A 24,627-nucleotide genomic window follows, 5' to 3' on the forward strand; every position below is an offset into this window, starting at 1 on the left:
TTCCTAAAATATTTAAATGAAAGACTTGACCTTGCCATGCTGGGAATGTTTAAGCTATAGCATCGGCAGCAAGTTGATGCATGGAGATGGGCGTGGCAGAACAAGACAGCATCCGGTTATATGAACAGCAGGTGCAGATTGGCGGTATGACCTGTGCATCCTGCGTGGCTCGGGTCGAAAAAGCCTTGAAAAAAATTGAGGGCGTGGTTGAGGCATCTGTCAACCTGTCGACTGAAAAAGCTTTTATTAAAAGCCAGCAGCCGATTGCTGCCGCTGTGCTAGTTCAAGCAATTGAAAAAACTGGCTTTGATGTACCGACGCAACAGTTTGCTTTGAATATTGAAGGCATGACCTGTGCATCTTGTGTGGCTCGCGTAGAAAAAGCCCTAAAAAAAGTAGAAGGTGTACTGGATGCACACGTGAATCTGGCCACTGAAAAGGCGCATGTGAGTCTAATCAATTCTGTGCCATTGTCCAAGTTGACTCAGGCGGTGCAAAAAGCCGGTTTTGATCTTCAGGCTGACCGGATTGAACTGGCGATTGAAGGCATGACCTGCGCCTCCTGCGTCGCGCGTGTTGAAAAAGCTTTATTAAAAGTAGACGGCGTCAGTACAGCACAAGTCAATCTGGCGACTGAAACTGCTTCGATTCAGGCATCCCGTCAGCACATCCCAGCTTTGATTGCTGCTGTAGAAAAAGCCGGTTTTAAAGCCACAGAAAAAACCAATACACATCTCTCGGCAGATCGCCATGTGGCTTTTCAGGAAAAGAAAGCCACTGAAACCGCGCAACTGAAACGGGATCTTTGGCTTGCTCTTATTCTGGCAGTCCCTGTATTTATTCTAGAAATGGGTTCACATCTGATCCCGGCTTTTCATCATTTTATTGCGCAGACGTTGGGAACCCAGAACAGCTGGTATCTGCAGTTTGTGCTGACCAGTTTGGTGCTGATTATTCCGGGACGGCGTTTTTATCAGCATGGTATTCCGGCTTTATTGCGTTTGGCGCCGGATATGAATTCTCTGGTCGCAGTCGGAACAATCGCAGCTTATGGATTTTCCTGCATTGCGACCTTTTTTCCGCAGCTATTACCCCAGTCCACCGTCCATGTATATTTTGAAGCGGCAGCTGTCATTGTTGCGCTGATTTTACTGGGGCGGTATCTGGAAGCCAAAGCCAAAGGTAAAACCTCAGAAGCGATTCAGTATCTGGTCGGCTTGCAACCGAAAACCGCACGGGTACAACAGCATGGCAACTGGGTTGATCTGGCGATTGCCGATGTACAACAGGGCATGCTGATTGAAATCCGCCCGGGTGAAAAAGTCGCCGTCGATGGTGAAGTGGTTGCCGGGCAAAGTTATATCGATGAAGCAATGATGAGTGGTGAGCCTTTACCCGTGGCCAAACAGGCCGGGGATCAGGTGGTGGGTGGTACAGTGAACCAGAATGGAACCTTGCAAATCAGGGCCACTGCGGTCGGACAGGATTCTGTACTGGCGCAGATTATTGAGATGGTGGAACAGGCACAAGGCTCGAAACTACCGATTCAGGCGGTGGTGGATAAAGTGACTTTATGGTTTGTACCTGCCGTCATGGCACTGGCGGCCTTGACCTTCATGGTCTGGTTCCTGTTTGGGCCTGAACCCAATCTGACCTATGCATTGGTCAACGCCGTGGCGGTGCTGATTATTGCCTGTCCGTGTGCGATGGGGCTGGCAACGCCGACCTCAATTATGGTCGGAACTGGGCGTGCCGCCGAACTGGGCGTGCTGTTTCGTAAGGGTGAAGCTTTACAGTTATTGCAACAAACCCAAGTCGTCGCGCTTGATAAAACCGGAACCTTGACTGAAGGAAAACCGTTGCTGACGGACTTTGAAGTCACAGCAAATTTTAATCAGCAGACTGTATTGCAACTGGTGGCTTCGGTTGAAGCCAAGTCAGAACATCCGATTGCCCATGCCATTGTTCAGGCGGCTCATGAGCAACAACTGGAACTGAGTGAAGTCACAGATTTTGATTCGATCACCGGCGCAGGGGTCAAGGCACAGGTAGCTGGTCAGCAGCTGCATATTGGCGCTGAACGTCTGATGCAGGACTTGGGTCTAAATGTCGATCTGTTTCGGTCTGCTGCACAAAAACTCGGTGATCAGGGCCGTAGTCCCTTATATGTGGCGATCAATCAAAAGCTGGCGGCGATTATTGCCGTCGCGGATCCGATTAAAGCAACTACTTATAGTGCGATTCAGGCCTTGCATGAGCAGGGTCTGAAAGTGGCGATGATCACCGGTGACAATCAGCATACCGCGCAGGCCATTGCCAAACAGCTGAAAATTGATCAGGTAATTGCGGAAGTTTTACCGCATGAGAAAGTGGATGCGGTACGTCAACTCCAGCAGCAATATGGCGTACTCACTTTTGTCGGAGACGGAATCAATGATGCCCCGGCACTGGCACAGGCTGATGTTGGTATGGCGATTGGTACAGGCACCGATGTCGCGATTGAGGCAGCCGATGTGGTGTTGATGTCAGGTAATTTACAGCATGTGGCCACCGGAATTGTTCTGAGTCAGGCCACCATGCGCAATATCCGGCAGAACCTGTTCTGGGCCTTTGTCTATAATATTGCTTTAATCCCGATTGCCGCCGGGGTGCTCTATCCATTCTGGGGCATCTTGTTATCACCAATGTTTGCCGCAGGCGCGATGGCATTGTCTTCCGTGTTTGTTGTCACTAATGCTTTGAGATTAAAAGCCTACAAAGCGGTACAGTTCAAGGAGCAAGCAGGATGAATATTGGTCAGGCGGCAAAACGTTCCGGCATCTCTGCAAAAATGATTCGTTATTATGAAGACATCGGGTTGTTGCCTGCTGCGAAACGAAGCGATGCAGGTTATCGGGTTTATACTGATGCGGACATTAAAACCTTAAGTTTTATTCAACATGCACGCGAACTCGGCTTTTCTTCAGAGCAAATGAAAGAATTACTCGGCCTGTGGCTAAACAGCTCACGTCAGAGTAGCGAGGTGAAACAGCTGGCCGAAAAACATATCCAGTTTTTACAACAGAAAATTGCCGATATGCAGCATATGCTGGTGATATTACAGCAATCGGTGGAGCAGTGTGCCGGCAATGAACAGTCCGATTGCCAGATTTTAAAACAGATTGAACAGGGTGTCGTCCCTGAACAGCATTAACCGGATGCTGACCTACGCAGGCTGAATTGAGCCTGTAGGATGTAGAGATAAGCAGATTTTAAACTGATCCAATGGAGAACAAAGATGAAATTCCGTATTGAAAATATGACTTGTGGTGGTTGTGCGCGTAGTGTCACTGCAACGATTAAAGACCTGGATGAAAATGCCACTGTTAATATTGATGTGGTGAGCAAACTGGTGGAAGTTGACTCGACTGTGAGCGAAGCTGAAATTGTGGCAGCTTTAACTGAAGATGGTTTTCCACCAGTAAGCGCCTGATTTTCAAGTTCTGTAATGGCTATTGATATAGCTAAACAAAAAATGCCTGATTGAGTCAGGCATTTTTTTGATTTATAAAAGATTACGATTATACCGAGGAGATTTTATCCGGGGTCATCAATGCCTGATTCACATACAGTTTGATCAGACGTTCACGCGAACCAATTGCTTTTTGATAATGGGTCGAATTTAATAATAATGACGCACCATAAGTCACCGTCCAGATATAGGATAAATAATCCCGAATCGACATGGCACTTTCGAGTGAAACCAGATAATCATGGGTCATGTCTTTAATGCGCATAATCCGTTCTTCACGAATACGGTACAGCTCCTGAAATAAATCTTTCAGGTTTTTTTCATTATTGGTTAAACGTTCTTCAATCACATGCAACAAAATCGTGCGGTTGGAATTGAGCATGTGATAGAGCATAAATTGCGAGACATAATTTTTAATATCATTATTATGTTTTTTTGAAATTTCCAGAATTCTTTTTTCGTTCAGAATGATCAACTCTAAATATAACTGGTTTTTACTTTTGAAATGTTTGTAGATGGTTCCTTTGGCAATATCGAGTTCACTGGCGAGTTCACTCAGGGTAATGTCCTGATTATTATCGAGCAGCAGGCTTTCCGCCATACTCAGAATCTTCTCTTTACGAAGAAGGAAGTTCTGCTGTCTTACAGTGGTCATTTTCTTAGTCCATACTTTTCGAAAAGGAACCCCTCAAGAGTATTCAATTTTAACCGCCATGGCTATAAAACTAAGGTCGTGATATTTATCTAAATTTGTATATTTATACAACATTTGGGTACAGCGGAAAATCTCTATAACGCGTTGCTAAAAATCTTGTCAAGAAAACTGAACCCTAGAGATCAACTTTGGTAAATAAAATTCCATTTTCAGGATAATTCTTTTATTGTTTCTGCGCATGAAGTTAAATCATCGTGTGGTTTTAAGCCATATTGAGCAATATTTATGCGATGAATAGAAATGATTTTAGCAATGGGTATCGAGTTGTAATAATACGATGCATGTTCGATATTTAATCACTTCTGATATGCAGCGCAAAATAAACCTGATCGCATGATTTTTCAATTGCATGCATTGATTCCAGTGAAGAATAGAACAAGATTTTCCTGGAATAAATGATTAGAAAATACTCAGTAACAGAATTGGGTATCACCATTTAAGGAATTTGAAAATGCCTATTTATAATGCGCCGCTGAAAGACATGGAATTTATTTTAAATGATGTGTTTCAGGCTGAACAATTTTGGCAGGGCAATGAAAATCTTGCACATTTAGATATGGCGACGGCAAATGCAATTCTGGAAGAGATGGCCAAATTTTCCAAGAATGTCATTCTTGATCTGAATCGTCCGGCAGATGAAGACGGTGGTGCTCAGTTTAAAAATGGTGAAGTCACCACACCTGCGGGTTTTAAAGAGGCTTTCAAGCAGTTTGCTGAAGGCGGTTGGGTGGGTCTGGGTGCACCTGAAGAATGGGGCGGTCAAGGCATGCCGAAAATGCTGACTGTACTTGCAGATGAGATGATCTGGAGTACCAACCCGTCATTTATGCTTTATCCATTGTTAACCGTGGGTGCAGGCATGGCAATCAATGACCGTGCTTCACAGCAACAGAAAGAAACCTATTTGCCAAAATTCTATACTGGTGAATGGTCGGGCACCATGTGTCTGACTGAACCACATTCAGGGACTGATCTGGGCATTATCAAGACCAAAGCCGAACCGAATGATGATGGCAGCTATAACATCAGCGGCACCAAAATTTTTATTACCAGTGGTGAACATGACCTGAGTGAAAATATCATTCATCTGGTACTGGCAAAAACTCCAAATGCACCAGCCGGTTCACGTGGTATTTCCCTGTTTATCGTGCCGAAATTTTTGGTCAATGCTGATGGTTCACTGGGCGAGCGTAATGCCGTGGCAGCAGGTTCAATCGAACATAAAATGGGGATTAAAGGCTCTGCGACCTGTGTCATGAACTTTGATGGTGCCAAAGGCTATATGGTTGGCAATGAAAATGAAGGTCTGGCTGGTATGTTCGTGATGATGAACTATGAACGTCTGTCGATGGGTATTCAAGGTATTGGTGCGGCAGAATTTGCTTATCAGAATGCGGCACAATATGCGACAGACCGTTTGCAGGGCCGTGCATCAACAGGCGCGAAATATCCAGAGAAACCAGCCGATTCGATTCTGGTACATGGTGATGTGCGCCGTATGTTGCTGAATGTCCGTGCCAATAATGAAGCATCTCGTGCATTTGCCGTCTATGTCGGTCAGCAGCTGGATATTACCAAATATTCAACCGATGCTGAAGCGGTGCGTAAAGCAACCGACCGTGTGGCATTATTAACCCCGATTGCCAAAGCTTACTTAACGGACAAAGCACTGGATTCTGCACTGGAAGCGCAAATGTGCTTTGGTGGGCATGGCTATATCCGTGAATGGGGCATGGAACAATGTATTCGTGACCTGCGCATTTCACAGATTTATGAAGGCACCAATGGCGTACAGGCGATCGACCTGATTGGCCGTAAAACCACGAAATGTAAAGGCGCGTATATTGCAGAATATATCGCTGAAATCCGTGAGTTTGCCCAGGGTCTGGATGATGCCTTAAGCATTAAAGCAGCGACGTTGCAGACCTGTCAGCAACTGGAAGATATCACCGGTTTTATCGTCGAGAAGTCTCAACTGAATCCTGATTTTGCCAATTCAATTGCGGTTGATTATTTACATGCGGTCGGTCTGCTGAGCTTTGTGTATATGTATGCACGCATCAGCCAAGCCGCTGCCAGCAAGAACGACAGCTACTTCCAAAGCAAACTGGTACTGGCAAATTACTATGTGGCCAAAGTTCTGCCAGATTTAGGCGCACGTATTCAACGTATTCAGGCCGGTGCGGAACTGGTGATGCAGTTCTCTGAGGACTATTTCACCTCACAGGCTTAAACCCGCAATAATTGCGAAGGACAAACACTGCCGGGCTGTTTCTGGCAGTGTTGATAACAATGATGAAAAAGGAAGAGATTAAAATGATTGTAATTGTAGATGCTGTACGTACTGCAATGGGCGGTTTTCAAGGTTCGCTTTCGAGCTGTACTGCACCAGATTTGGGTGCTGTGGCCATCAAAGAAGTGGTGGCTCGTGCAGGTTTAACTGCAAATGATATTGATGAAGTGATCATGGGCTGTGTACTGCCTGCCGGTCTGAAACAGGGGCCAGCACGTCAGGCGATGCGTCAGGCCGGATTACCGGATTCAACTGGTGCCACCACCATTAATAAAATCTGTGGTTCAGGCATGAAAGCGGTGATGCAGGCAGCAGATGCGATCAAGGCCGGTTCGGCTGAAATCGTGGTGGCAGGCGGTATGGAATCTATGTCGAATGCGCCATATTTGATGGACAAGGCGCGTGCCGGTTTCCGTATGGGACATGGCAAAGTCACTGACCACATGTTCCAGGAAGGTCTGGAAGATGCGGAAACAGGTCTGTCGATGGGGGTTCTGGCGCAGGAAATGGCCGATAAAAAAGGCTATACCCGTGAGCAGCAGGATGACTATGCGATTGGTTCATTAAATAAAGCCGTGACTGCAGTTCAGCAAGGTTTCTTTAAAGATGAAATCGTGCCAGTAACAGTGAGCACACGTAAAGGCGATGTCGTGGTAGAGCAGGATGAACAACCCCTGAATGCCAAAGTGGATAAAATTCCAACCCTACGTCCAGCATTTAAAAAAGACGGTACCATTACTGCGGCAAATGCCAGCTCAATTTCTGATGGTGCTTCTGCGCTGGTGATCACCTCAAGTGAAGTTGCGGCACAGCGTAACTTAAAACCCCTGGCTAATATTCTGGCCTATGCCAGCCATTCGCAGCATCCTTCGGAATTCACCATTGCACCTGTCGGTGCGATTGAAAAAGTGCTGAAAAAAACCGGTTGGGATGCCGCCGATGTTGACCTCTGGGAAATCAATGAGGCTTTTGCCATGGTGACGATGCTAGCCATTGATGGCTTTAAACTGGATACTGCAAAAGTCAACATCAACGGTGGCGCATGTGCGCTCGGTCATCCACTGGGGTCTTCTGGTTCCCGTATTATTGTGACCTTGATTCATGCCTTAAAACGTACTGGTGGCAAGAAAGGTATTGCCGCACTGTGTATCGGTGGCGGTGAAGCAACTGCGATTGCAGTGGAACTGGTTTAAGTCCAGCCAAAATTCAATGCTCGAATTAGCAAAATTAATTATTGATTGATTTAGACGCTAATGCTCTTGGTTCACCAGGAGCAGACGCCTCTTTATTTTATATTTTTGAGATTTTTTATGAACGGTTTAGAGCGCATTCGTTTGCTCCCATTACAAGATAAAGTCGTATCTGTCGAAAAAGCACTACAACTGATTCAAGATGGCGATGTAGTTGGTTTAAGTGGTTTTGGGGGGGCAGGTGAAGCGAAAACTGTGCCTTTGGCCTTGGCTGAATATGCACAGAAGTATCCAATTCATATTACCTTGGCGACAGGTGCAAGTCTGGGGAACCGGATTGATGGAAAACTCAATGAAGCACATGTCATAACCCGCCGTTATCCTTATCAGGCAGATCCTTCTTTACGTAAAGCGATTAATGCCGGTGAAGTGATGTATGTCGATCAGCATCTCTCTGAACTGGCCGATAATATCCGTCATAAAAACTTGCCAGCGATTAATGTGGCTGTAATTGCTGCAACTGCGATTACTGAAGACGGTCAGATTATTCCGACAGGCTCTTGCGGAAATTCTGCAAATTTCATCGAAATGGCAGATCGGGTCATTATTGAAATTGATATGACGATTAATCCCGTACTAGAAGGTGTTCACGATATCTATGTACCTCAAGCGCGCCCAAACCGCGAGCCAATTCCTCTGACTCAAGCCAGTGACAAAATTGGAACAATCGGGATTCATGTTGCACCTGAAAAAATTTCTGCGATTGTCATCAATGAGATTCCAGACACTTCCTTTGGCATGGACGAACCGGATCAAGAAACGCTGGCGATTGCCAGTCACCTGATTCATTTCTTTGAACAGGAAGTGGCAGCAGGGCGTTTACCTGAAAATCTGGGGCCGCTGCAATCCGGTGTGGGCTCCGTGGCCAATGCGGTCTTTGCCGGCTTCGAACATTCCAATTTCAATAATCTGGAAATGTATTCTGAAGTCTTGCAGGATTGCACTTTCCAGCTTATCGATTCAGGCAAGATGACCTTTGCTTCAGGTTGCTCCATGACCCTGACCGATGACTGTGCCGCACGAGTGATGAACAATTTTGATCGATACAAAGATAAAATTGTCTTGCGTCCACAGGAACTTTCCAATAATCCTGAACTGATTCGCCGTCTCGGGATTATTGCGATTAATACAGCACTTGAGTTTGATATTTACGGAAATGTGAATTCAACCCATGTTACTGGAACCAAGATGATGAACGGTATTGGAGGCTCGGGAGATTTTACCCGTCATGCGCATATTGCCATCTTTGTGACCAAATCCTATGCCAAAGGTGGTGCGATTTCTTCAGTCGTTCCCCTAGTCAGCCATACCGACCATACCGATCATGACGTTGATATTCTGGTGACTGAGCAAGGTTTAGCAGATCTGCGTGGTTTGGCACCGCGTGAACGTGCCCGCAAGATTATCGATATCTGTGCTCATCCAGATTACCGCGAAAGTTTAAATCATTATTTTGAGCGTGCCTGTGCGCGTGGTGGTCAGACACCGCATTTATTGAATGAAGCTTTGTCTTGGCATGCCCAATTTGAAGAAACCGGTTCAATGAAAACCGCTTAATACGTTTAATCGCATTGATCATCAAATAGAGCCCGTTGTATACGGGCTTTATTCATTTGATTACATCCATTTTTTTGTCGTTTAAAGATCATTTGGATGATTTAAAAACTTTTTCCAGTACATGCCGATGTATAAATCGAAGCTTGTCTTTTACCGCTTCGGTCAGCTTGAATGGATAGGCGTCTTCCAGACCCATACAACGGTTCAAGGCATTTAAATTAAAGGTTAAGGTAACCCAGTTTGCAAGAATATGTTCAACATCCTGTCCGCCAATTGGACATTCTTTAAAATCCATGCTGGCCAGATAGCCACCATTGCCAATAACGCGGATTCCAGCATAGTAAGCAGTTTCCAGTGTTTCCATCATATGCAGATAATGCGCCCAGGTTTCTGCCCAGTCTTCCCAAGGATGTGCGGTGGCATAAGCACTAATATAGTTTTCCTGCCAGTTGATCGGGGCGCCGTCATTATAATAAGTTTGCAGCGCCTCACTGTAATTTTGCCGCTCATCACCAAAATAGTGACGAAACTCTTCAATCAGTTCCGGATGTAAGTGTTGCATCAGTGCAAAATAGTAATGTCCGCTTTCATGGCGAAAATGGCCCAATAAAGTCCGGTAATTTTCTCCCATATTCACGCGCGTTGTTTCACGATACACCACATCCGCCTCAATCGCATTTAAGGTAATCACACCATTGGCATGACCAATCAAAACCGGCTGATCATCTTCAGGCAGTAAAAAATCAAAACGCAGGCCAAATGGATCATCTTCAGATTTTTTGGGGCGTGGCATCATGTTCATACGCTGCGCCAAATAAAGGAAGCGGCGTTTGGCCTCTTCCAGTCGAAACCAGTAAATCAGGTTCTCTGAATTTTCCAGATCAGGAATCACATGAGTGAGTTGACAGGACTCACAAAAATCTTCATCTTCATTACTGGGAATCATCCAGTTACATACCTGATAGTGCGTATAGTTATGACAGGGTTTATAACTGGCATGCTGATAACTTTTGGAGACTGGAATCCATTGATCAGCACTCTGCTTTTTAAATGCGCACAATTCTTTTTCCGAAGCGACATAGCCGATTGGTGACATACAATGATCACAGACTGATTTGTAAAAAAATAGCTGTTGCTGGCAGACGGCGCATTCAAAATGTTTCATCTAAACTCCCTGTAGGGAAGCAAACTGTCTAGAATGCTTACCTAAATTTCATCCTATTGTAATAACATCATAAAAATTTTAATAAAAACTCTATATGGCTGAATTGTAAATGGAGGATGCTTGGCATTATATTGTGAGCTAAATAACTTGTTATTTTTAATAGAAAAAGATTGCTTAGAGAAATACAAATTGACAGATGATCTGTTTTTGCAACAAAGCCAGGTTAAGGTGAAATTTAAAATAATATGAAAATTAGAAAAGCTACTGTTCAGGATACATCTGCTATCGTAGAAGTCATTGCGCCATTTGTAGAGGCTGTCACTACGGCAGAAGAGGGACGCTTACGTTTTAAAGCTGAAGTAATTCAAACCATCTTTGAACGGCCAGATATTTATTATTATGTGGCTGAAATTGACTGCAGAATAGTCGGTGTTGTGGCTTATATAGCGCCGGCACATTTCATGCATTTTTTCTTGAATAAGGCTTATCAAGGTCAAGGTTACGGTCGCCAAATGTGGCGCTTTTTAGAAAATCAGATTCGTAGCCAAGGTCATCAATCTATTACTGTAAAATCCAGTTTATATGCTTTGGATATTTATAAACGCTTCGGTTTTGTTGAAATGGGCGAATACACTGAGGAAAATGGCATTCGTTTTATTCCCATGCGAAAAGACTATTTAGCTGAAATTTAAACCATCTAAAAACAATCCAAACTTTCCGCTATTCACCTTCACTCCATTTTTAATTAGTCATGCCTTTTACTTAGGCATAGAATTGGTTCACTTTTGTTATATATGCAAATCATTTTATGGCAATCAGTTGGATCTTTTTCACCTTAATGGCTGCATTTATGCAGGCATGGCGCAATGCATTTCAAAAACAGCTGAGCACTACGGTCGATGTTTGGGGGGTCACGCTGGCACGGTTTATCTTTGCCTTACCTTTTGCCATGGTCTATCTATACAGCCTGTATCACTTCAAGCCCGTTGAAAATATTATCCATTTTACTCCCAGGTTTTGGGTCTATATTGTGATTGCCGGTTCGAGCCAGATTTTAGCAACTGCATTGATGGTGAAGCTGTTTCAACAAAAAAATTATGCGATTGGGGTCGGTTTGGCTAAAAGTGAAGCCATTCTTGCCGCCGTCATTGGTGTCGTGTTTTTAGCCGATCATTTATCGGTACTGGCCTGGATCGGTGTGGTACTCGGTGCTTATGCTGTATTCCTGCTGAGTAAAGGCCAGCAGATCAGTGGATTTTCTGCCCAGACCTTAGCGATTGGAATCGGCAGCGGCTTAAGTTTTGCGATTACCTCACTCTTGGTCAGGGAGGCGAGTCTGGAGCTAAGCACATTGCCAACTGTCCATCGTGCTGCATGGGTACTGCTGATGGTCATCAGTTTTCAATGCATCAGTATGCTGATCTATCTGAGTCTATTTAGCCGCCAGACTTTAGTGGCCATGTGGCAACGCTTGAGATTAACCTTTAAAGTCAGCGTGTGCAGCTTTATGGCATCGCTGGGCTGGTTTACTGCCATGAGCATGATGAGTGTGCCCATTGTCAAAACACTAGGTCAAATCGAGATTTTATTTAGTATGCTGATTTCTGCATATTTCTTTAAGGAGAAACTGGCACGTGCCGAACATTGGGGGTTGGGCTTGGTGGTGATCGCTGCGATTTTGGTCATTTGGGCTTAATGCTGACTCCATCTTGATAAAAAAAAGCCACTGATGATGATCAGTGGCTTTTTTCTTTTTTTGAGCAGTTTAAGCTGCAATAAATGCCTGAACTGCCTGATTGAACGCTTCAGGTTGCTCGACATTGGAAATATGCGATGCATTGATTTCAAACAGTTGGCTATTGGCAATGCTGGCTTGCATCGACTGACCATCAGCAACAGTCGTTACAGGATCTTGCTGACCTGCCACAATCAATACAGGAACTGAAATTGTCTTTAACTGTTCACGTAAATCCGCTTTAGCCAAAGCTTCACAGCAACTCGCATAACCTTCCGGGCTGCCAGCTCCAAGGTCGTTTGAAAGTTCTGCAACAATTGCTGCGTTGCTTTGAATAAAGGGTTCGGTAAACCAGCGTGATGCTGCGGTCGATGCAATCGGTGCCAAGCCTTGCTCACGCACCAGTGCAGCACGTTCCAGCCAGGCCTGTTCCTGACCGATTTTGGCTGCCGTATTACACACAATCACTTGGTTAAAGCGTTCTGGGCGGTTAATTGCCAGCCATTGGCCAGTCAGACCACCCATGGAAATGCCACAGAAAGCAGCTTTCTGGATATTTAAATGATCCAGTAGATTCACTACATCTTGACCCAGTTGATCCAGGGTATATGGCCCTTGTGGTGCGCTCGAGCCACCGTGACCACGGGTGTCATAACACACCACGAAATAATCTTTCTGGAAAAATTCAATTTGTGGCTGCCACATGCTGAATTTGGTGCCCAATGAATTGGAGAACACAATTGCAGGCTTAGAGGTATCCCCAAAAGTCTGGTAATTAATTTGTGCATCGTTAGATGTAAATGTTGGCATTAAAATCCCTCCCGACCTCCCTTTAAAAAAAGGGAGGGGAAATTTTCATTAAGTGATATTGCTTTTAGACGCGTTCGATAATCAAAGCAATACCTTGACCGACACCAATACACATTGAACAGAGTGCATATTGACCGCCAGTTTGTTCCAGCTGGTTCAAGGCAGTGGTCACCAGACGTGCACCAGATGCGCCGAGTGGATGACCCAAGGCAATTGCGCCACCGTTCGGATTGACTTTTTCCGAGCCGTCTTCAATGCCTAGATCACGGATACATGCCAGTGCTTGGGCCGCAAAAGCTTCATTCAGCTCGATCACATCCATCTGCTCTAGCGTTAAACCGGTTTGAGCAAGTAGCTTTTTGATGGCAGGTGCCGGGCCAAAGCCCATGATGCGCGGCTCAACACCCACAACTGTTGAGCCAATAATTTTGGCACGTGGTTTTAAACCGTATTGCGCAATCGCTTCATCAGATGCAATCAGTAGGGCAGCAGCACCATCGTTAATGCCTGAAGCATTACCGGCTGTGACCGTGCCGTCTGCTTTGACCACAGGTTTCAGTTTCGCCAAAGCTTCTGCAGTGGTAGACGCACGTGGATGTTCATCTTTATCTACGACCACCGGATCGCCTTTACGTTGTGGAATCACCACCGGAATGATTTCTTTATCAAAGAAACCCTTGGCTTGTGCTGCTGCTGTACGTTGCTGGCTGCTCAGGGCAAATTTATCCTGATCTTCACGGTTAATCCCGAACTGTTCAGCGACATTTTCAGCCGTTTGCGGCATGGTTTCTACGCCGTACATGTCTTTGAGTTTCGGGTTAATGAAACGCCAGCCCATGGTGGTATCTTCGATTTTCTGACTACGGCCATAGGCGGTTTCTGATTTACCCATGACAAAGGGTGCACGAGACATTGACTCGACACCACCGGCAATAATCAGATGGGCTTCACCCACTTTAATCGCACGTGCAGCCATGGAGATAGTATCTAGCGATGAACCACATAGGCGGTTGACTGTAGTTGCAGGCACTTGATAAGGCACACCTGCAAGCAGCGCTGACATGCGGCCAACGTTACGGTTATCTTCACCGGCCTGGTTGGCACAGCCATAGATCACATCATCGACCTGTTCCCAGTTCACCGATGGATTACGTTCTATTAAGGCTTTGATTGGAAGTGCACCGAGATCATCAGTACGAACAGGAGCGAGGCCACCGGCATAATGGCCGAATGGGGTACGGATGGCATCGATAATATAGGCGTTTTTCATGTTTTTACTTTCCAAATCTTTGAATCCCTCCCAACCTCCCTTTACTAAAGGGAGGCGTTTTTCCCGGAATTTAAAGGGTGAAAGTCCCTCCTTTAATAAAGGAGGGACTTAGGGAGGATTTATGAATTAGTTTTGAGTCGCATCAATCAGCTTGGCGCCAGTCAATGACTGCAATTCTTCGAATGACAGACCTTCGACTTTCTCAATCACTTTCATGCCTTCGCTGGTGATATCAATCACACACAGGTCGGTATAGATACGATCCACACATTTCAAACCAGTCGCCGGATATGAAAGCTCAGCCACAATTTTTGGCTCGCCTTTTTTAGTCACGTGGTCGGTGGTGATGAAAACTTTCTTGGCACCCACAGCCAAATCCATTGCACCGCCCACAGCCGGAATCGCATCCGGTGCGCCAGTATGCCAGTTGGCCAGATCACCATTTTCAGCAATCTGGAAGGCACCCAATACCGCGATGTCTAAATGACCGCCACGCATCATCGCGAAGGAATCACCATGATGGAAGAATGAACCCCCTTCCAGTAAGGTTACGAATTCTTTACCAGCATTGATCAGCTCTGGATCACGGTCTTCTTCAGCAGGAGGAGGACCAAAAGCCAACAGGCCATTTTCAGAATGCAGGAATACATCTTTATCTGAAGGCAGGTAGCTGGAAATTTTGGTTGGCAAGCCGATGCCCAGGTTGACATAAGCACCATCAGGAATGTCTTGTGCCACACGTTCAGCGATCTGGTCACGGGTCAGTTTGGTATAGCTCATTATTTATCTCCGATGCCAATTATTGTGCAGGTTTAACTTGAACAACGTGTTGAACAAAAATTCCCGGGGTGATGATGTGCTCTGGATCCAGTGCACCGAGTTCCACGACTTCAGACACCTGAGCAATGGTGATATCTGCGGCCATCGCCATGATCGGGCCAAAGTTACGGGCAGATTTGCGATATACCAGATTGCCCCAACGGTCGCCTTTAGAGGCTTTAATCAAAGCAAAGTCCGCTTTAATTGGATTTTCTAAAACGAAGTCTTTGCCTTCGTAATTTAAAGTCGGTTTGCCTTCAGCCAGCAAGGTACCAAAACCGGTAGGCGTGTAGATTGGACCTAAGCCCATACCTGCGGCCTGAATACGGCAAGCCAGATTACCTTGAGGAACCAGTTCCAGTTCGATCTTACCTGCACGGTAAAGTTCATCGAATACCCAGGAATCAGACTGACGCGGGAAAGAGCAAATGATTTTACGTACAGCCCCGGCTTTCAGCAGTTTCGCCAAACCGTAGTCGCCATTGCCGGCATTGTTATTGACGATAATTAAGTCTTTGATACCCAATTCGATCAGACCATCAATCAGTTCAGCAGGCTGACCTGCTGTACCGAAACCACCAATCATGATGGTTGAACCATCTTTGATCTGGGAGAGTGCTTCTTTCAATGATAATGAACTTTTATCTATCATAATCTGGTCCTTTCATATCCTAAACTTATGGATGTCTTTAAACTCATTTTGAATCTGATGCTGCAAGCAGAACAGCGTTACGGTCTTTCTGTGACAATACAAAGTGCGCCACCAAACCAATACAAATCCCCCAAAAGACTGAGCTCAGTCCAAGGAACTGCATACCAGATGCAGTCGCCAAAAAGGTGATCAGGGCAGCATCACGTTGTGATTCTTTGCCCATTGCAACGGAAATATTGGTGGCAATTGCACCGAGCAATGCCAGTCCGGCCAAAGCCGCAATTAATTCTTTAGGCATCAGGCTAAAGAGCATAACGATGCTGCCGGCAAATAAACCGCCTAAAATATAGAAAATCCCATTCGCGATACCGGCGATATAACGTTTTTCTTTCAGCTCATGTGCGTCTTTACCCAAACATAAAGCAGCCGTGATTGAGGCCAGTACAATGGTAATGCCGCCTACACAGGCCACCGCAAGCGAAGCAATACTGGTCACACTAATAATAGGTTTGGCCGGCATGTCATAACCGCTGAGCTTGATAATGCTCATGCCTGGTAAAAACTGGCCAGAAAGACTGACTAAAATCAGCGGTAGTGCCAGATTCAAGGTAGAGTTCCAGGTCCATTCCGGGGCAATAAATTGTGGAATCGCCAAGCTAAAATCAGCGGTCACCGGGTTAATTTTACCCAGTAACAGACTTAAAACCACACCTGCCACTAATACCCAAACCATGGCATAGCGTGGGCTGAAACGCTTGGCCAGTAAAAATACTGCCAGCATGCCAAACACAATGTAGGGCATGGTATCGGTTGCCGTAAACAGACCTAAACCAAACTGCAATAAAATCCCGGCCATCATTCCGGCAGCCACTTCCTGAGGAATCCAGGACAGCAATTTGTCGAAATAACCGGTGATCCCAATGAAAAAAATCACCACGGCAGAGGTGATATAGGCAGCAACCGCTTCATTGAGCGAAATATCAGGAAAAAGCGTGACTAATAAAGCCGTTCCGGGTGCAGACCAGGCAGTCACCACCGGTATTTTGTATTTAATCGATAAGAAAATACCGGCAAGTGCAGCACCAATAGAAATTCCCCAAATCCATGAAATCATCATGTCTGGGGAAACTTGGGCTTGTTGAGCAGCCTGGAAAAAAATGATTAGTGGGCCTGAATAGGAAATCAGTACTGCTAAAAATCCTGCAACAGTTGCTGAAATTGACCAATCATTTTTTAATGTCTGAAACAGGGTGTTCATTGGTGATGTGCCTCCTTGCGTCAAACCATGATCCTGTTAAAAAAAAGTCATGATCAGGATTTAGCCCTGATCACCACCACCGACCGGTACGACGGTACCAGTCATATACGATGATTCATCCGAAGCCAGGAATACAATGGCATTCACCTGTTCCTGAATCGTACCGTAGCGACCCATAAAAGTACGGTCAATGGTCTGATCAACCACTTGCTGCATCCAGTCTTTTTCTGACTCAGTCAGTGGATTGGCATTGCGTGGCACTTTACGCGGTGGTGCTTCGGTACCGCCAGTTGCGATCGCATTAACACGGATTCCATCTTTGGCATGTTCAAAGGCAAGGGAAGCGGTCAGACCGTTCACACCACCTTTAGATGCTGAATATGGAACACGGTTAATCCCTCGTGTGGCAATAGAAGATACGTTTACAATTGTACCTTTCTGATTTTGAATCATTTCTGGAAGAACTGCACGGCAGCACCACAGCGTTGGGAACAGTGAGCGGTTCACCTCCTTGATAATTTCCTCTTCAGAAAATTCCTCGAAAGGTTTCATCCAGATCGCGCCACCGACGTTGTTGATTAGCGCATCGACACGGCCATAGGTTTCTAGCGCTTTTTCAACAACTGATTGAGCACCAGCAAACGTTTCCAGATTGGCTTTGACGGTAATCGCATCACCGCCAGTCGCTTCAATTTCAGCCAGAACTTCTTCCACATAAGGCGAAAGGTCAGCCATGACGACTTGAGCGCCTTCGCTCGCCACTTGCAGCGCGACACCGCGACCGATGCCTTGCGCGGCACCGGTCACGATTACAACTTTATTTTCAAATCTTTGACGATTAGACATTGAACAAATTCCCTCTATTAGTTTGCAGAGAATTTTTCAAACAGGAAGTTTGCAGGTTTAACGCCTTCAGCATCTAACCAGCCGCGAACTGCTTCAACCATTGGCACAGGACCACACAGATAAATATCCACCTCACCCGCATTGAGCCATTCTTTTTCGATATGACCGGTCACATAGCCTTTACGCTCATGATTAGATTCTGGATTCGCAATCACAGTACGGTATTCGAACCAAGGGAATTTATCTTGCAGCTCATTTAGTTTTTCAATCGCCACCAGGTCAAAATCATTGGTCACACCAAACACCAGACGCACTGGATGTTCTGAACCTTTTTCTTCTAAGACTTGCAGCATCGACATAAACGGCGCAATCCCTGTACCACCCGCCAGCATCAGCACCGGCCGGGTCACATTACGCAGGTAGAAGCTACCAAATGGACCCGTGAAAGTCATTTTGTCGCCAGCTTTGGCATTGACGCTTAAAAATTCACTCATTTTACCGTTTGGCACGTTACGTACCACAAACCCGGTTAAACGGTTACCTGGTTTTGAACTGAATGAATAAGAACGGGTTTCAGTCGTTCCCGGGATACCGACATTGACATATTGACCGGCAAGGAAGTGAATGTCTGCCTGACCTTCGTCTAACTGAATATCAAAAGTAATAGTCGAGTCAGATAAGTTCTCTACGCGTGCCAAAGTACCCTGGAAGGCATGAATTTCAGTTTTGCAGACCTCAGAAGATGCCTGGATCTGGAATACTGCATCTGAAGTTGGTTTACATTGACAAGCCAGAATAAAGCCTTCAGCGGCTTCTTCAGGTGTTAAAGCATCTTCAATATAAGTTTCTTCAGGCATGTCATACGAACCTGATTCACAAAACGCACGACACGTTCCACAAGCACCATCACGGCAGTCCAAAGGAATATTGATCTTTTGACGGTAAGCTGCGTCTGACAGTGTTTCACCATCTGAAACAGAAATAAAACGTGTAACGCCATCTTCAAATTGAAGTGCAACATTGTGGTTTGACATGGCTGAATATCCTATATAAATCTTTGTAACTGAGCCTTTCAGCCAATTTTCCATCTGACCGAAAGGCATAACCTAGCTGTAAAAACAGTCTTAGAGGTGATAAATGTCGATAACCTGGTTGATGTAATCGTTTTTCAGTACCACGTATTTGCTTAAAATTTGTGGTTTATCGCCTGAGAAATCGATTTCATAACGAGACATACCGAAATAGCTGTAACTTGTTTTGTAACGGAAGCTCAAAGTATTCCAGTTAAAACGTACAGTCACTTTGTCGCCATCACGTTCAACAATTTCAATATTGCTGAGGTTATGGCAGGTACGTGTGTCCGGCATGGTTGCAGATGAACGTTCAGTCTTGATCCGGAACACGCGGTCTTCTAAACCTTGACGATCTGGATAGTAAATCAACGAGATTTCAGACTGCGGATCTGTGGTCAGTTTGTCATCATCATCCCAAGCTGGCATCCAGAAAGACGCAGTAGGGGCATAACAAGTTAACCAGTCATCCCATTGTTCATCATCTAAAAAGCGGGCTTCTTGATACAGGAACTGAGCAATATTTTCTAAAGTGATGTCGCTCATGCGTTTTCTCCTTCAGTTGATGCTGCAATTTCTTTCTCAGTCGCAATACCTTTTTTGATCAATTCTAACCAGTACTGGTGCTGAGACAGGTATAGACCTTCATCTTCAGTTTTAATACCAGACAGTTTTGGTTTTAAACCGATTTCATTGGCAGCATCATCAGGACCTTGAATCCAGTGTTTAGAACCACGGCACATATCGTTCCATTCCAGCGCGATACCGGCATAACCTGCCTGACAAGCACGGAATTCTTCAAGATCGTCTGGTGTCGCCATACCTGAAGCGTTAAAGAAATCTTCATACTGACGGATACGACGGGTACGTGCTTCTGGCTCTTCACCGACAGGTGCGATACAGTAGATCGTCACTTCAGTTTTATCGACAGAAATCGGGCGCAGGACACGGATTTGTGAACCGAACTGATCCATGAAGTAAACGTTTGGATAGATACACAGGTTACGTGAACGTTCGATCATCCACTTCGCCATGGCTTCGCCATATTGCGCAGTGTATTCATCTTTCTTGGCAAAGTTAGGACGGTCTTCCGGGTTAGCCCATTGAGTCCAAAGCAGCATGTGACCATGTTCAAAGCCGTAAGAACCACCGCCTTGTTTGCCCCATGCGCCTGCGCTCATGGCACGGATGTTGTCGCCAGCTTCTTTTTCTTTACGTTGCTGAGTCGTTGCAGCATAGTTCCAGTGTACAGCAGACACGTGATAACCATCAGCACCGTTTTCAGCAGTCAACTTCCAGTTACCTTCATAGGTATAAGTCGAAGAACCACGTAAAACTTCCAGACCTTGTTCAGACTGATCCACGATCATGTCAATGATTTTGGTCGCTTCGCCCAGGTATTCTTCCAGAGAAGGAACATCCGGATTCAAGCTGCCGAACAGGAAACCTTTATAGTTTTCAAAACGGGCAACCTTTTTCAGGTCATGTGAGCCGTCTTTGTTAAAGCAGTCTGAATAACCCGCTTCAGCCGGATCTTTGACTTTTAATAACTTACCTGAGTTATTGAAAGTCCAGCCATGGAATGGGCAAGTATAAGTTGCTTTATTGCCTTTCTTGTTACGGCACAATTGTGCACCGCGATGCGAACAGGCATTTATCATGGCATTCAGTTCACCTTGACGGTTACGTGCAATGATGATCGGCTGACGACCAATATAAGTAGTATAGAAGTCGTTATTGTTTGGAATCTGGCTTTCATGTGCTAGATAAACCCAGTTACCTTCAAAGATGTATTTCATCTCAAGGTCAAACAGGGCCTGGTCTGTAAATACTGAACGGTGTAGTTTAAATTCACCAGATTCAAAATCATCCACCAGCAATTCGTCAATGCGATCTAAATGGCTGGTGTTAATTACGGGAATACGAGGCATGTCCTTTCTCCGACTTTCCAAGGGGGAAGTCAGCGGGATATATCTCAAGGCATATCCCGCTTCTTAATGTATTAAGCGCTAGCGCGGCGACGATCAACTTCAGTAGAAGGTACGTTTTGTTTCTCTTTCACAAGTTCAATATCAAATTGAATGTGTTTGAAAGGACCGTTTAGACCACGTTTTGCAATTTCAGCTTCATCAGTCACGTCAACCGCAGTTGCAACCAAGCCTTCACGAGTCGCGAATGCAAAGTCATCCCACAGGTATTGGTCGCCTTCAATGTTGAATTGAGTAGTCAGTTTGCGGTAACCCGGTGCAGATACGAAGTAATGTACGTGCGATGGACGGTTACCGTGACGGCCTAATTTGTCCAGTACAAACTGGGTGGTACCTTCTGGAGGGCAGCCATAACCCACTGGCATTGTAGTCAATGCAGTATATTGACCATCGGCAGCGGTAATGATGCTGCGACGCAAGTTAAAGTCAGACTGTGACTTGTCAAAGAATGAATAGTTCCCTAGGCTGTTGGCATGCCAAATTTCAACTTTAGCGCCTTCGATGATATTGCCTTCAGTATCCGTCACTGTCCCTTCAATGATCAACGTTGGGATTTTGTCTGATTCAGAACCATCATCCATACGTGCAAAGCCAACTGACTCTGGTGCACCTGAGACATAAAGTGGGCCTTCAATGGTACGTGGTGTACCACCGCTAATTCCTGCTTTTGCATCTGCTTCATCAGCACGTAGGTCCAAGTAATGCTCTAGACCCAAACCTGCAGCCAATAGACCTAGCTCGTTTGCTTGGCCTGCATCAGTAAAGTATTCAAGACCTTTCCACAATTCAGTTTGTGAAATATCAAGATCTTCGATCGCCTGGAAAAGATCACCGAGTAAACGTACAGTAATTTGCTGTACACGCTCATCTACAGGACCTGTCGCAGTGTCGACATTCATTTGTTTTACTAATGCATCAATTTCTTGGCGATTCATACTATTACTCCTCAGTATGTCTACATTCTTTTATGTGGCGCGCTGTTTAGCTTGCTCTGGCTGGCTAAATCTTGCTGGCCACAATCCTTGTTTGGTTACCCTCTGGTCTTGCTGTGGGAAGGGGAATAACGTTATTCCCCAATTCCCATATTCTTAATTAGCTGTCGTCATCACGAATAGAAGAAGGGTGACGATTCAATGCCATCACTTCGATCTTCATATAAGGATAGAGTGGCAGGCCCTGAAGCAGGCTGTGCAATTCTTCATTGCTTTCAACATCAAAAATACTGATGTTTGAATACTGGCCAGTGATACGCCAGATATGGCGCCATTTACCCTGACGTTGCAAGTCGTGGGAATAGGCTTTTTCAATGGCCTTGATTTCATTGGCCTGTTCCACTGGCATATCCTGTGGAATGTTCACGTCCATCCGTACATGGAAAAGCATGGGTATCTCCTAGAATTATTGACGACGCAAGTTGTCAATCTTGTTTTCATCCAACTCAATCCCCAGACCAGATCCTTTCGGAATCTCAAGTTCAAAGTTTTGATAGTTGAGTGGGGTTTTCAAAATATCTTCAGTCAGTAGCAAAGGACCAAACAGTTCAGTACCAAAAGCTAGTGTTTCAAAGGTTGAAAATACATGTGCCGAAGCAATCGTGCCGACCGGACCTTCCAGCATGGTGCCGCCGTACAAATCGATTCCTGCAAGTTTGGCAATATTTCCGACTTCACAACCTTCGATCAGACCACCTGACTGGGCAACTTTCACTGCAAAAACAGATGAACCGTTTTGTTTTGCAATTTCATAGGCTGAATGTGGACCCATTAAAGATTCGTCTGCCATGATGGCAATATCAAAACGTCGGGTGAGACGGCGCATTGCATCGAGGTTATCAATCGCACATGGCTGCTCAATCAGATCAACACCGCCGTCTTGCAGCAACTGAATCCCTTTAATGGCATCTAATTCTGACCAGGCACGGTTGACATCGACACGAATCGAAATGTCTTTGCCCAGGGCTTTTTTAATCGCCAGCACATGCTCAACATCTTCTTCAACTGGACGGGAACCAATTTTCAGTTTGAAAATGTTATGGCGTTTTGCTGCAATCATTTTTTCTGCTTCAGCAATATCTTTTTCTGTATTGCCTGAAGCCAAGACCCAAAGCACTGGAATACTGTCACGTAAGCGGCCACCTAATATTTCACTGAGCGGCTGCTGCATGCGCTGTGCCTGAATATCTAGCAGGGCAGTCTGAATCGCGCATTTGGCAAAACGGTTACCATTAATATTCTTTTTGATCGCTTGTAATGTTTGTGCAACATTTAAACCGGATAATGTCTTTAAAAGGGGGGCGAAATAAGTTTCAATATTGACTTTAACGCTTTCCGGGCTTTCATCACCATAACCTAAGCCGCCGATCGTCGTTGCCTCACCCCAACCGATATAACCATCTTCAGTGGTGATTTTAACTAAGACCAGGGTCTGGGTTTGCATCGTCGCCACAGCCATCTTGTGAGGGCGAATGGTCGGGATTTCTACCAGCAAGGTTTCAACTGACTTATACATAATACGGATTCACATTCTTGCTTTAATGCTTCGATTTGATATACCTTAAAAGAATAATGTTGATTGGTCTAAGATCGATTTAGCATTTTTTTATACTTTAAAGGTATTCTAGATCATGGAACTTAGACATTTACGCTATTTTGTTGCAGTGGTAGAAGAGCAAAGTTTTACTAAAGCGGCAGAAAAACTATTTATTGCTCAGCCTCCTTTAAGCAGACAGATCCAAAACCTTGAAGCAGAGCTGGATATTCAGTTATTTGAGCGTGGTAGCCGTCCATTGAAGACCACAGAAGCAGGTCAGTTCTTCTATCAGCATGCTGTTAAACTTTTGTCTAATGCGGAAGAAATTAAGTCGATGACCAAGCGCATCGGCATTGCAGATCGCACCATTACCATCGGTTTTGTTGGTTCTTTATTGTTCGGTTTGCTGTCGCGTATTCTGTTTTTGTTTAAACAGCAGCATCCTTATCTCAAAATCGAGATGATGGAAATGAATACTTATGAACAGATTCAGGCCCTCAAAGAAGGCCGTATAGATGTCGGTTTTGGCCGCTTAAGAATCTCGGATCCGGCCATAAAGCGGGTGTTGTTGCGTGAAGAGCGTCTAGTGGTGGCAGCGCATGCCAGTCATGTATTGGCTCAACGTGAGAGCCTACATTTATCTGAACTGGTCGATCAGCAGTTGTTTTTATATCCGAATACGGGAAAGGCTAATTTTGCCACCCAGGTGCGCGGCATATTTTCTGAGTATGGATTAGAGCCTAAAAATCTGCGGATTGTACGCGAATTGCAGCTGGCACTCGGTTTTGTAGCGGCGGGAGAGGGTGTTTGTATCGCGCCGGAAAGTGCACAAAATATTAAATTGGCCCATCTCAACTTTATACCTTTAGCAGATGCATTTGCTGTGAGTCCTGTATTTATGGCCATGCGTAATATGGATGAAAGTGAATATATCCGCTACCTATTTGATGCTGTCTATCAAGTCTATGATCTTGAAGCATTAAAGTATGATCGTTCGGTGTTTTAAGTCCAATCAATCATTTCAAGAGGCACAGCAATCAGCAGCTCTTGGCAAGTTTATTAGCCTATATTAAAAAATATTCCACGATTCAATAATATATTTTTTAATTAATTTAAATGTTTAGCCTGAATCAGACTTTATAGGTATAAAGGCATGCCT

At 45.1% G+C, this 24,627-nt stretch carries 23 protein-coding genes; 9 read left to right on the plus strand and 14 right to left on the minus strand.

What is annotated here, in order from left to right:
- Positions 1-86 precede the first annotated feature (86 nt).
- The 3 genes from FTU44_RS02295 (at position 87) to FTU44_RS02305 (ending at position 3,472) form a co-directional block, all read left to right on the plus strand.
- Positions 87-2,789: a heavy metal translocating P-type ATPase gene (locus FTU44_RS02295; protein WP_180049350.1), complete on the plus strand. Its 2,703-nt coding sequence runs from the start codon at positions 87-89 to the stop codon at positions 2,787-2,789.
- Complete coding sequence (cueR, locus tag FTU44_RS02300; RefSeq protein WP_005096982.1) at positions 2,786-3,193, plus strand: Cu(I)-responsive transcriptional regulator; 408 nt, start codon at positions 2,786-2,788, stop codon at positions 3,191-3,193. The genes FTU44_RS02295 and cueR overlap by 4 nt, the downstream gene beginning before the upstream one ends.
- Positions 3,194-3,277: 84 nt before the next feature.
- On the plus strand, positions 3,278-3,472 hold the full coding sequence (locus FTU44_RS02305) for a heavy-metal-associated domain-containing protein (RefSeq protein WP_180049352.1): 195 nt from the start codon (positions 3,278-3,280) through the stop codon (positions 3,470-3,472).
- 88 nt (positions 3,473-3,560) lie between these two features.
- Here the strand turns inward: FTU44_RS02305 and FTU44_RS02310 are convergent, their stop codons facing one another.
- Positions 3,561-4,166 (minus strand): TetR/AcrR family transcriptional regulator, encoded by a 606-nt coding sequence (locus FTU44_RS02310; protein ID WP_180049354.1) that lies wholly within the window; start codon positions 4,164-4,166, stop codon positions 3,561-3,563.
- 511 nt (positions 4,167-4,677) lie between these two features.
- On the opposite strand from FTU44_RS02310, the gene FTU44_RS02315 reads away from it, so the two are divergent.
- The 3 genes from FTU44_RS02315 to FTU44_RS02325 all read left to right on the plus strand — a co-directional run bounded on the left by FTU44_RS02315 (position 4,678) and on the right by FTU44_RS02325 (position 9,326).
- Positions 4,678-6,459, plus strand: a complete 1,782-nt coding sequence (locus FTU44_RS02315; RefSeq protein ID WP_180049355.1) for an acyl-CoA dehydrogenase C-terminal domain-containing protein — start codon at positions 4,678-4,680, stop codon at positions 6,457-6,459.
- 77 nt (positions 6,460-6,536) lie between these two features.
- Positions 6,537-7,712: a thiolase family protein gene (locus FTU44_RS02320; RefSeq protein ID WP_180049504.1), complete on the plus strand. Its 1,176-nt coding sequence runs from the start codon at positions 6,537-6,539 to the stop codon at positions 7,710-7,712.
- Positions 7,713-7,829: 117 nt separating this feature from the next.
- Positions 7,830-9,326: a succinate CoA transferase gene (locus tag FTU44_RS02325; RefSeq protein ID WP_005096976.1), complete on the plus strand. Its 1,497-nt coding sequence runs from the start codon at positions 7,830-7,832 to the stop codon at positions 9,324-9,326.
- 88 nt (positions 9,327-9,414) lie between these two features.
- Here the strand turns inward: FTU44_RS02325 and FTU44_RS02330 are convergent, their stop codons facing one another.
- Positions 9,415-10,491: a putative zinc-binding metallopeptidase gene (locus FTU44_RS02330; protein ID WP_005096974.1), complete on the minus strand. Its 1,077-nt coding sequence runs from the start codon at positions 10,489-10,491 to the stop codon at positions 9,415-9,417.
- A 245-nt stretch (positions 10,492-10,736) separates the two neighbouring features.
- Here FTU44_RS02330 and FTU44_RS02335 point away from each other — a divergent pair, with 245 nt between their 5' ends.
- Together FTU44_RS02335 and FTU44_RS02340 are read left to right on the plus strand one after the other, a co-directional pair.
- The gene (locus FTU44_RS02335) at positions 10,737-11,183 is read left to right on the plus strand and encodes a GNAT family N-acetyltransferase (RefSeq protein WP_100328589.1); all 447 of its coding nucleotides are present in this window, start codon (positions 10,737-10,739) and stop codon (positions 11,181-11,183) included.
- A 116-nt stretch (positions 11,184-11,299) separates the two neighbouring features.
- The gene (locus tag FTU44_RS02340; RefSeq protein ID WP_100328590.1) at positions 11,300-12,187 is read left to right on the plus strand and encodes a DMT family transporter; all 888 of its coding nucleotides are present in this window, start codon (positions 11,300-11,302) and stop codon (positions 12,185-12,187) included.
- Positions 12,188-12,256: 69 nt separating this feature from the next.
- On the opposite strand, the gene pcaD is transcribed toward FTU44_RS02340, so the two are convergent.
- The 12 genes from pcaD to FTU44_RS02400 all read right to left on the minus strand — a co-directional run bounded on the left by pcaD (position 12,257) and on the right by FTU44_RS02400 (position 23,447).
- Positions 12,257-13,036: a 3-oxoadipate enol-lactonase gene (gene pcaD, locus FTU44_RS02345; RefSeq protein ID WP_005096968.1), complete on the minus strand. Its 780-nt coding sequence runs from the start codon at positions 13,034-13,036 to the stop codon at positions 12,257-12,259.
- A gap of 64 nt (positions 13,037-13,100) precedes the next feature.
- Positions 13,101-14,306 carry a 3-oxoadipyl-CoA thiolase gene (gene pcaF, locus FTU44_RS02350; protein WP_180049356.1) on the minus strand — a complete coding sequence of 402 codons (1,206 nt, stop codon included), beginning with the start codon at positions 14,304-14,306 and terminating at the stop codon, positions 13,101-13,103.
- A gap of 126 nt (positions 14,307-14,432) precedes the next feature.
- Entirely contained in the window at positions 14,433-15,086 is a 654-nt protein-coding gene (locus FTU44_RS02355; RefSeq protein ID WP_100354809.1) for a 3-oxoacid CoA-transferase subunit B, read from the minus strand.
- Between the two features lie 19 nt (positions 15,087-15,105).
- Entirely contained in the window at positions 15,106-15,777 is a 672-nt protein-coding gene (locus FTU44_RS02360; protein WP_005096964.1) for a 3-oxoacid CoA-transferase subunit A, read from the minus strand.
- A gap of 43 nt (positions 15,778-15,820) precedes the next feature.
- The gene (benE, locus tag FTU44_RS02365) at positions 15,821-17,035 is read right to left on the minus strand and encodes a benzoate/H(+) symporter BenE (RefSeq protein ID WP_180049357.1); all 1,215 of its coding nucleotides are present in this window, start codon (positions 17,033-17,035) and stop codon (positions 15,821-15,823) included.
- Positions 17,036-17,095: 60 nt separating this feature from the next.
- Positions 17,096-17,881 (minus strand): benzoate diol dehydrogenase BenD, encoded by a 786-nt coding sequence (benD, locus tag FTU44_RS02370; RefSeq protein WP_180049358.1) that lies wholly within the window; start codon positions 17,879-17,881, stop codon positions 17,096-17,098.
- Between the two features lie 17 nt (positions 17,882-17,898).
- Entirely contained in the window at positions 17,899-18,915 is a 1,017-nt protein-coding gene (gene benC / locus FTU44_RS02375) for a benzoate 1,2-dioxygenase electron transfer component BenC (protein WP_005096960.1), read from the minus strand.
- Positions 18,916-19,005: 90 nt separating this feature from the next.
- Positions 19,006-19,497, minus strand: coding sequence for a benzoate 1,2-dioxygenase small subunit (benB, locus tag FTU44_RS02380; RefSeq protein ID WP_005096959.1), 492 nt, complete (start codon positions 19,495-19,497; stop codon positions 19,006-19,008).
- Positions 19,494-20,882, minus strand: coding sequence for a benzoate 1,2-dioxygenase large subunit (benA, locus tag FTU44_RS02385; RefSeq protein WP_180049359.1), 1,389 nt, complete (start codon positions 20,880-20,882; stop codon positions 19,494-19,496). The genes benB and benA overlap by 4 nt, the downstream gene beginning before the upstream one ends.
- A gap of 71 nt (positions 20,883-20,953) precedes the next feature.
- Positions 20,954-21,874, minus strand: coding sequence for a catechol 1,2-dioxygenase (gene catA, locus FTU44_RS02390; RefSeq protein ID WP_180049360.1), 921 nt, complete (start codon positions 21,872-21,874; stop codon positions 20,954-20,956).
- A 157-nt stretch (positions 21,875-22,031) separates the two neighbouring features.
- Positions 22,032-22,322 (minus strand): muconolactone Delta-isomerase, encoded by a 291-nt coding sequence (catC, locus tag FTU44_RS02395; RefSeq protein ID WP_005170825.1) that lies wholly within the window; start codon positions 22,320-22,322, stop codon positions 22,032-22,034.
- Between the two features lie 15 nt (positions 22,323-22,337).
- Positions 22,338-23,447, minus strand: a complete 1,110-nt coding sequence (locus tag FTU44_RS02400) for a muconate/chloromuconate family cycloisomerase (RefSeq protein WP_100328598.1) — start codon at positions 23,445-23,447, stop codon at positions 22,338-22,340.
- Between the two features lie 115 nt (positions 23,448-23,562).
- Here FTU44_RS02400 and FTU44_RS02405 point away from each other — a divergent pair, with 115 nt between their 5' ends.
- Positions 23,563-24,474 (plus strand): LysR family transcriptional regulator, encoded by a 912-nt coding sequence (locus FTU44_RS02405; RefSeq protein ID WP_005096953.1) that lies wholly within the window; start codon positions 23,563-23,565, stop codon positions 24,472-24,474.
- Positions 24,475-24,627: the final 153 nt, after the last annotated feature.

This window comes from Acinetobacter sp. YH12105 (assembly GCF_013419095.1).
Taxonomy (GTDB): Bacteria; Pseudomonadota; Gammaproteobacteria; order Pseudomonadales; family Moraxellaceae; genus Acinetobacter; species Acinetobacter pseudolwoffii.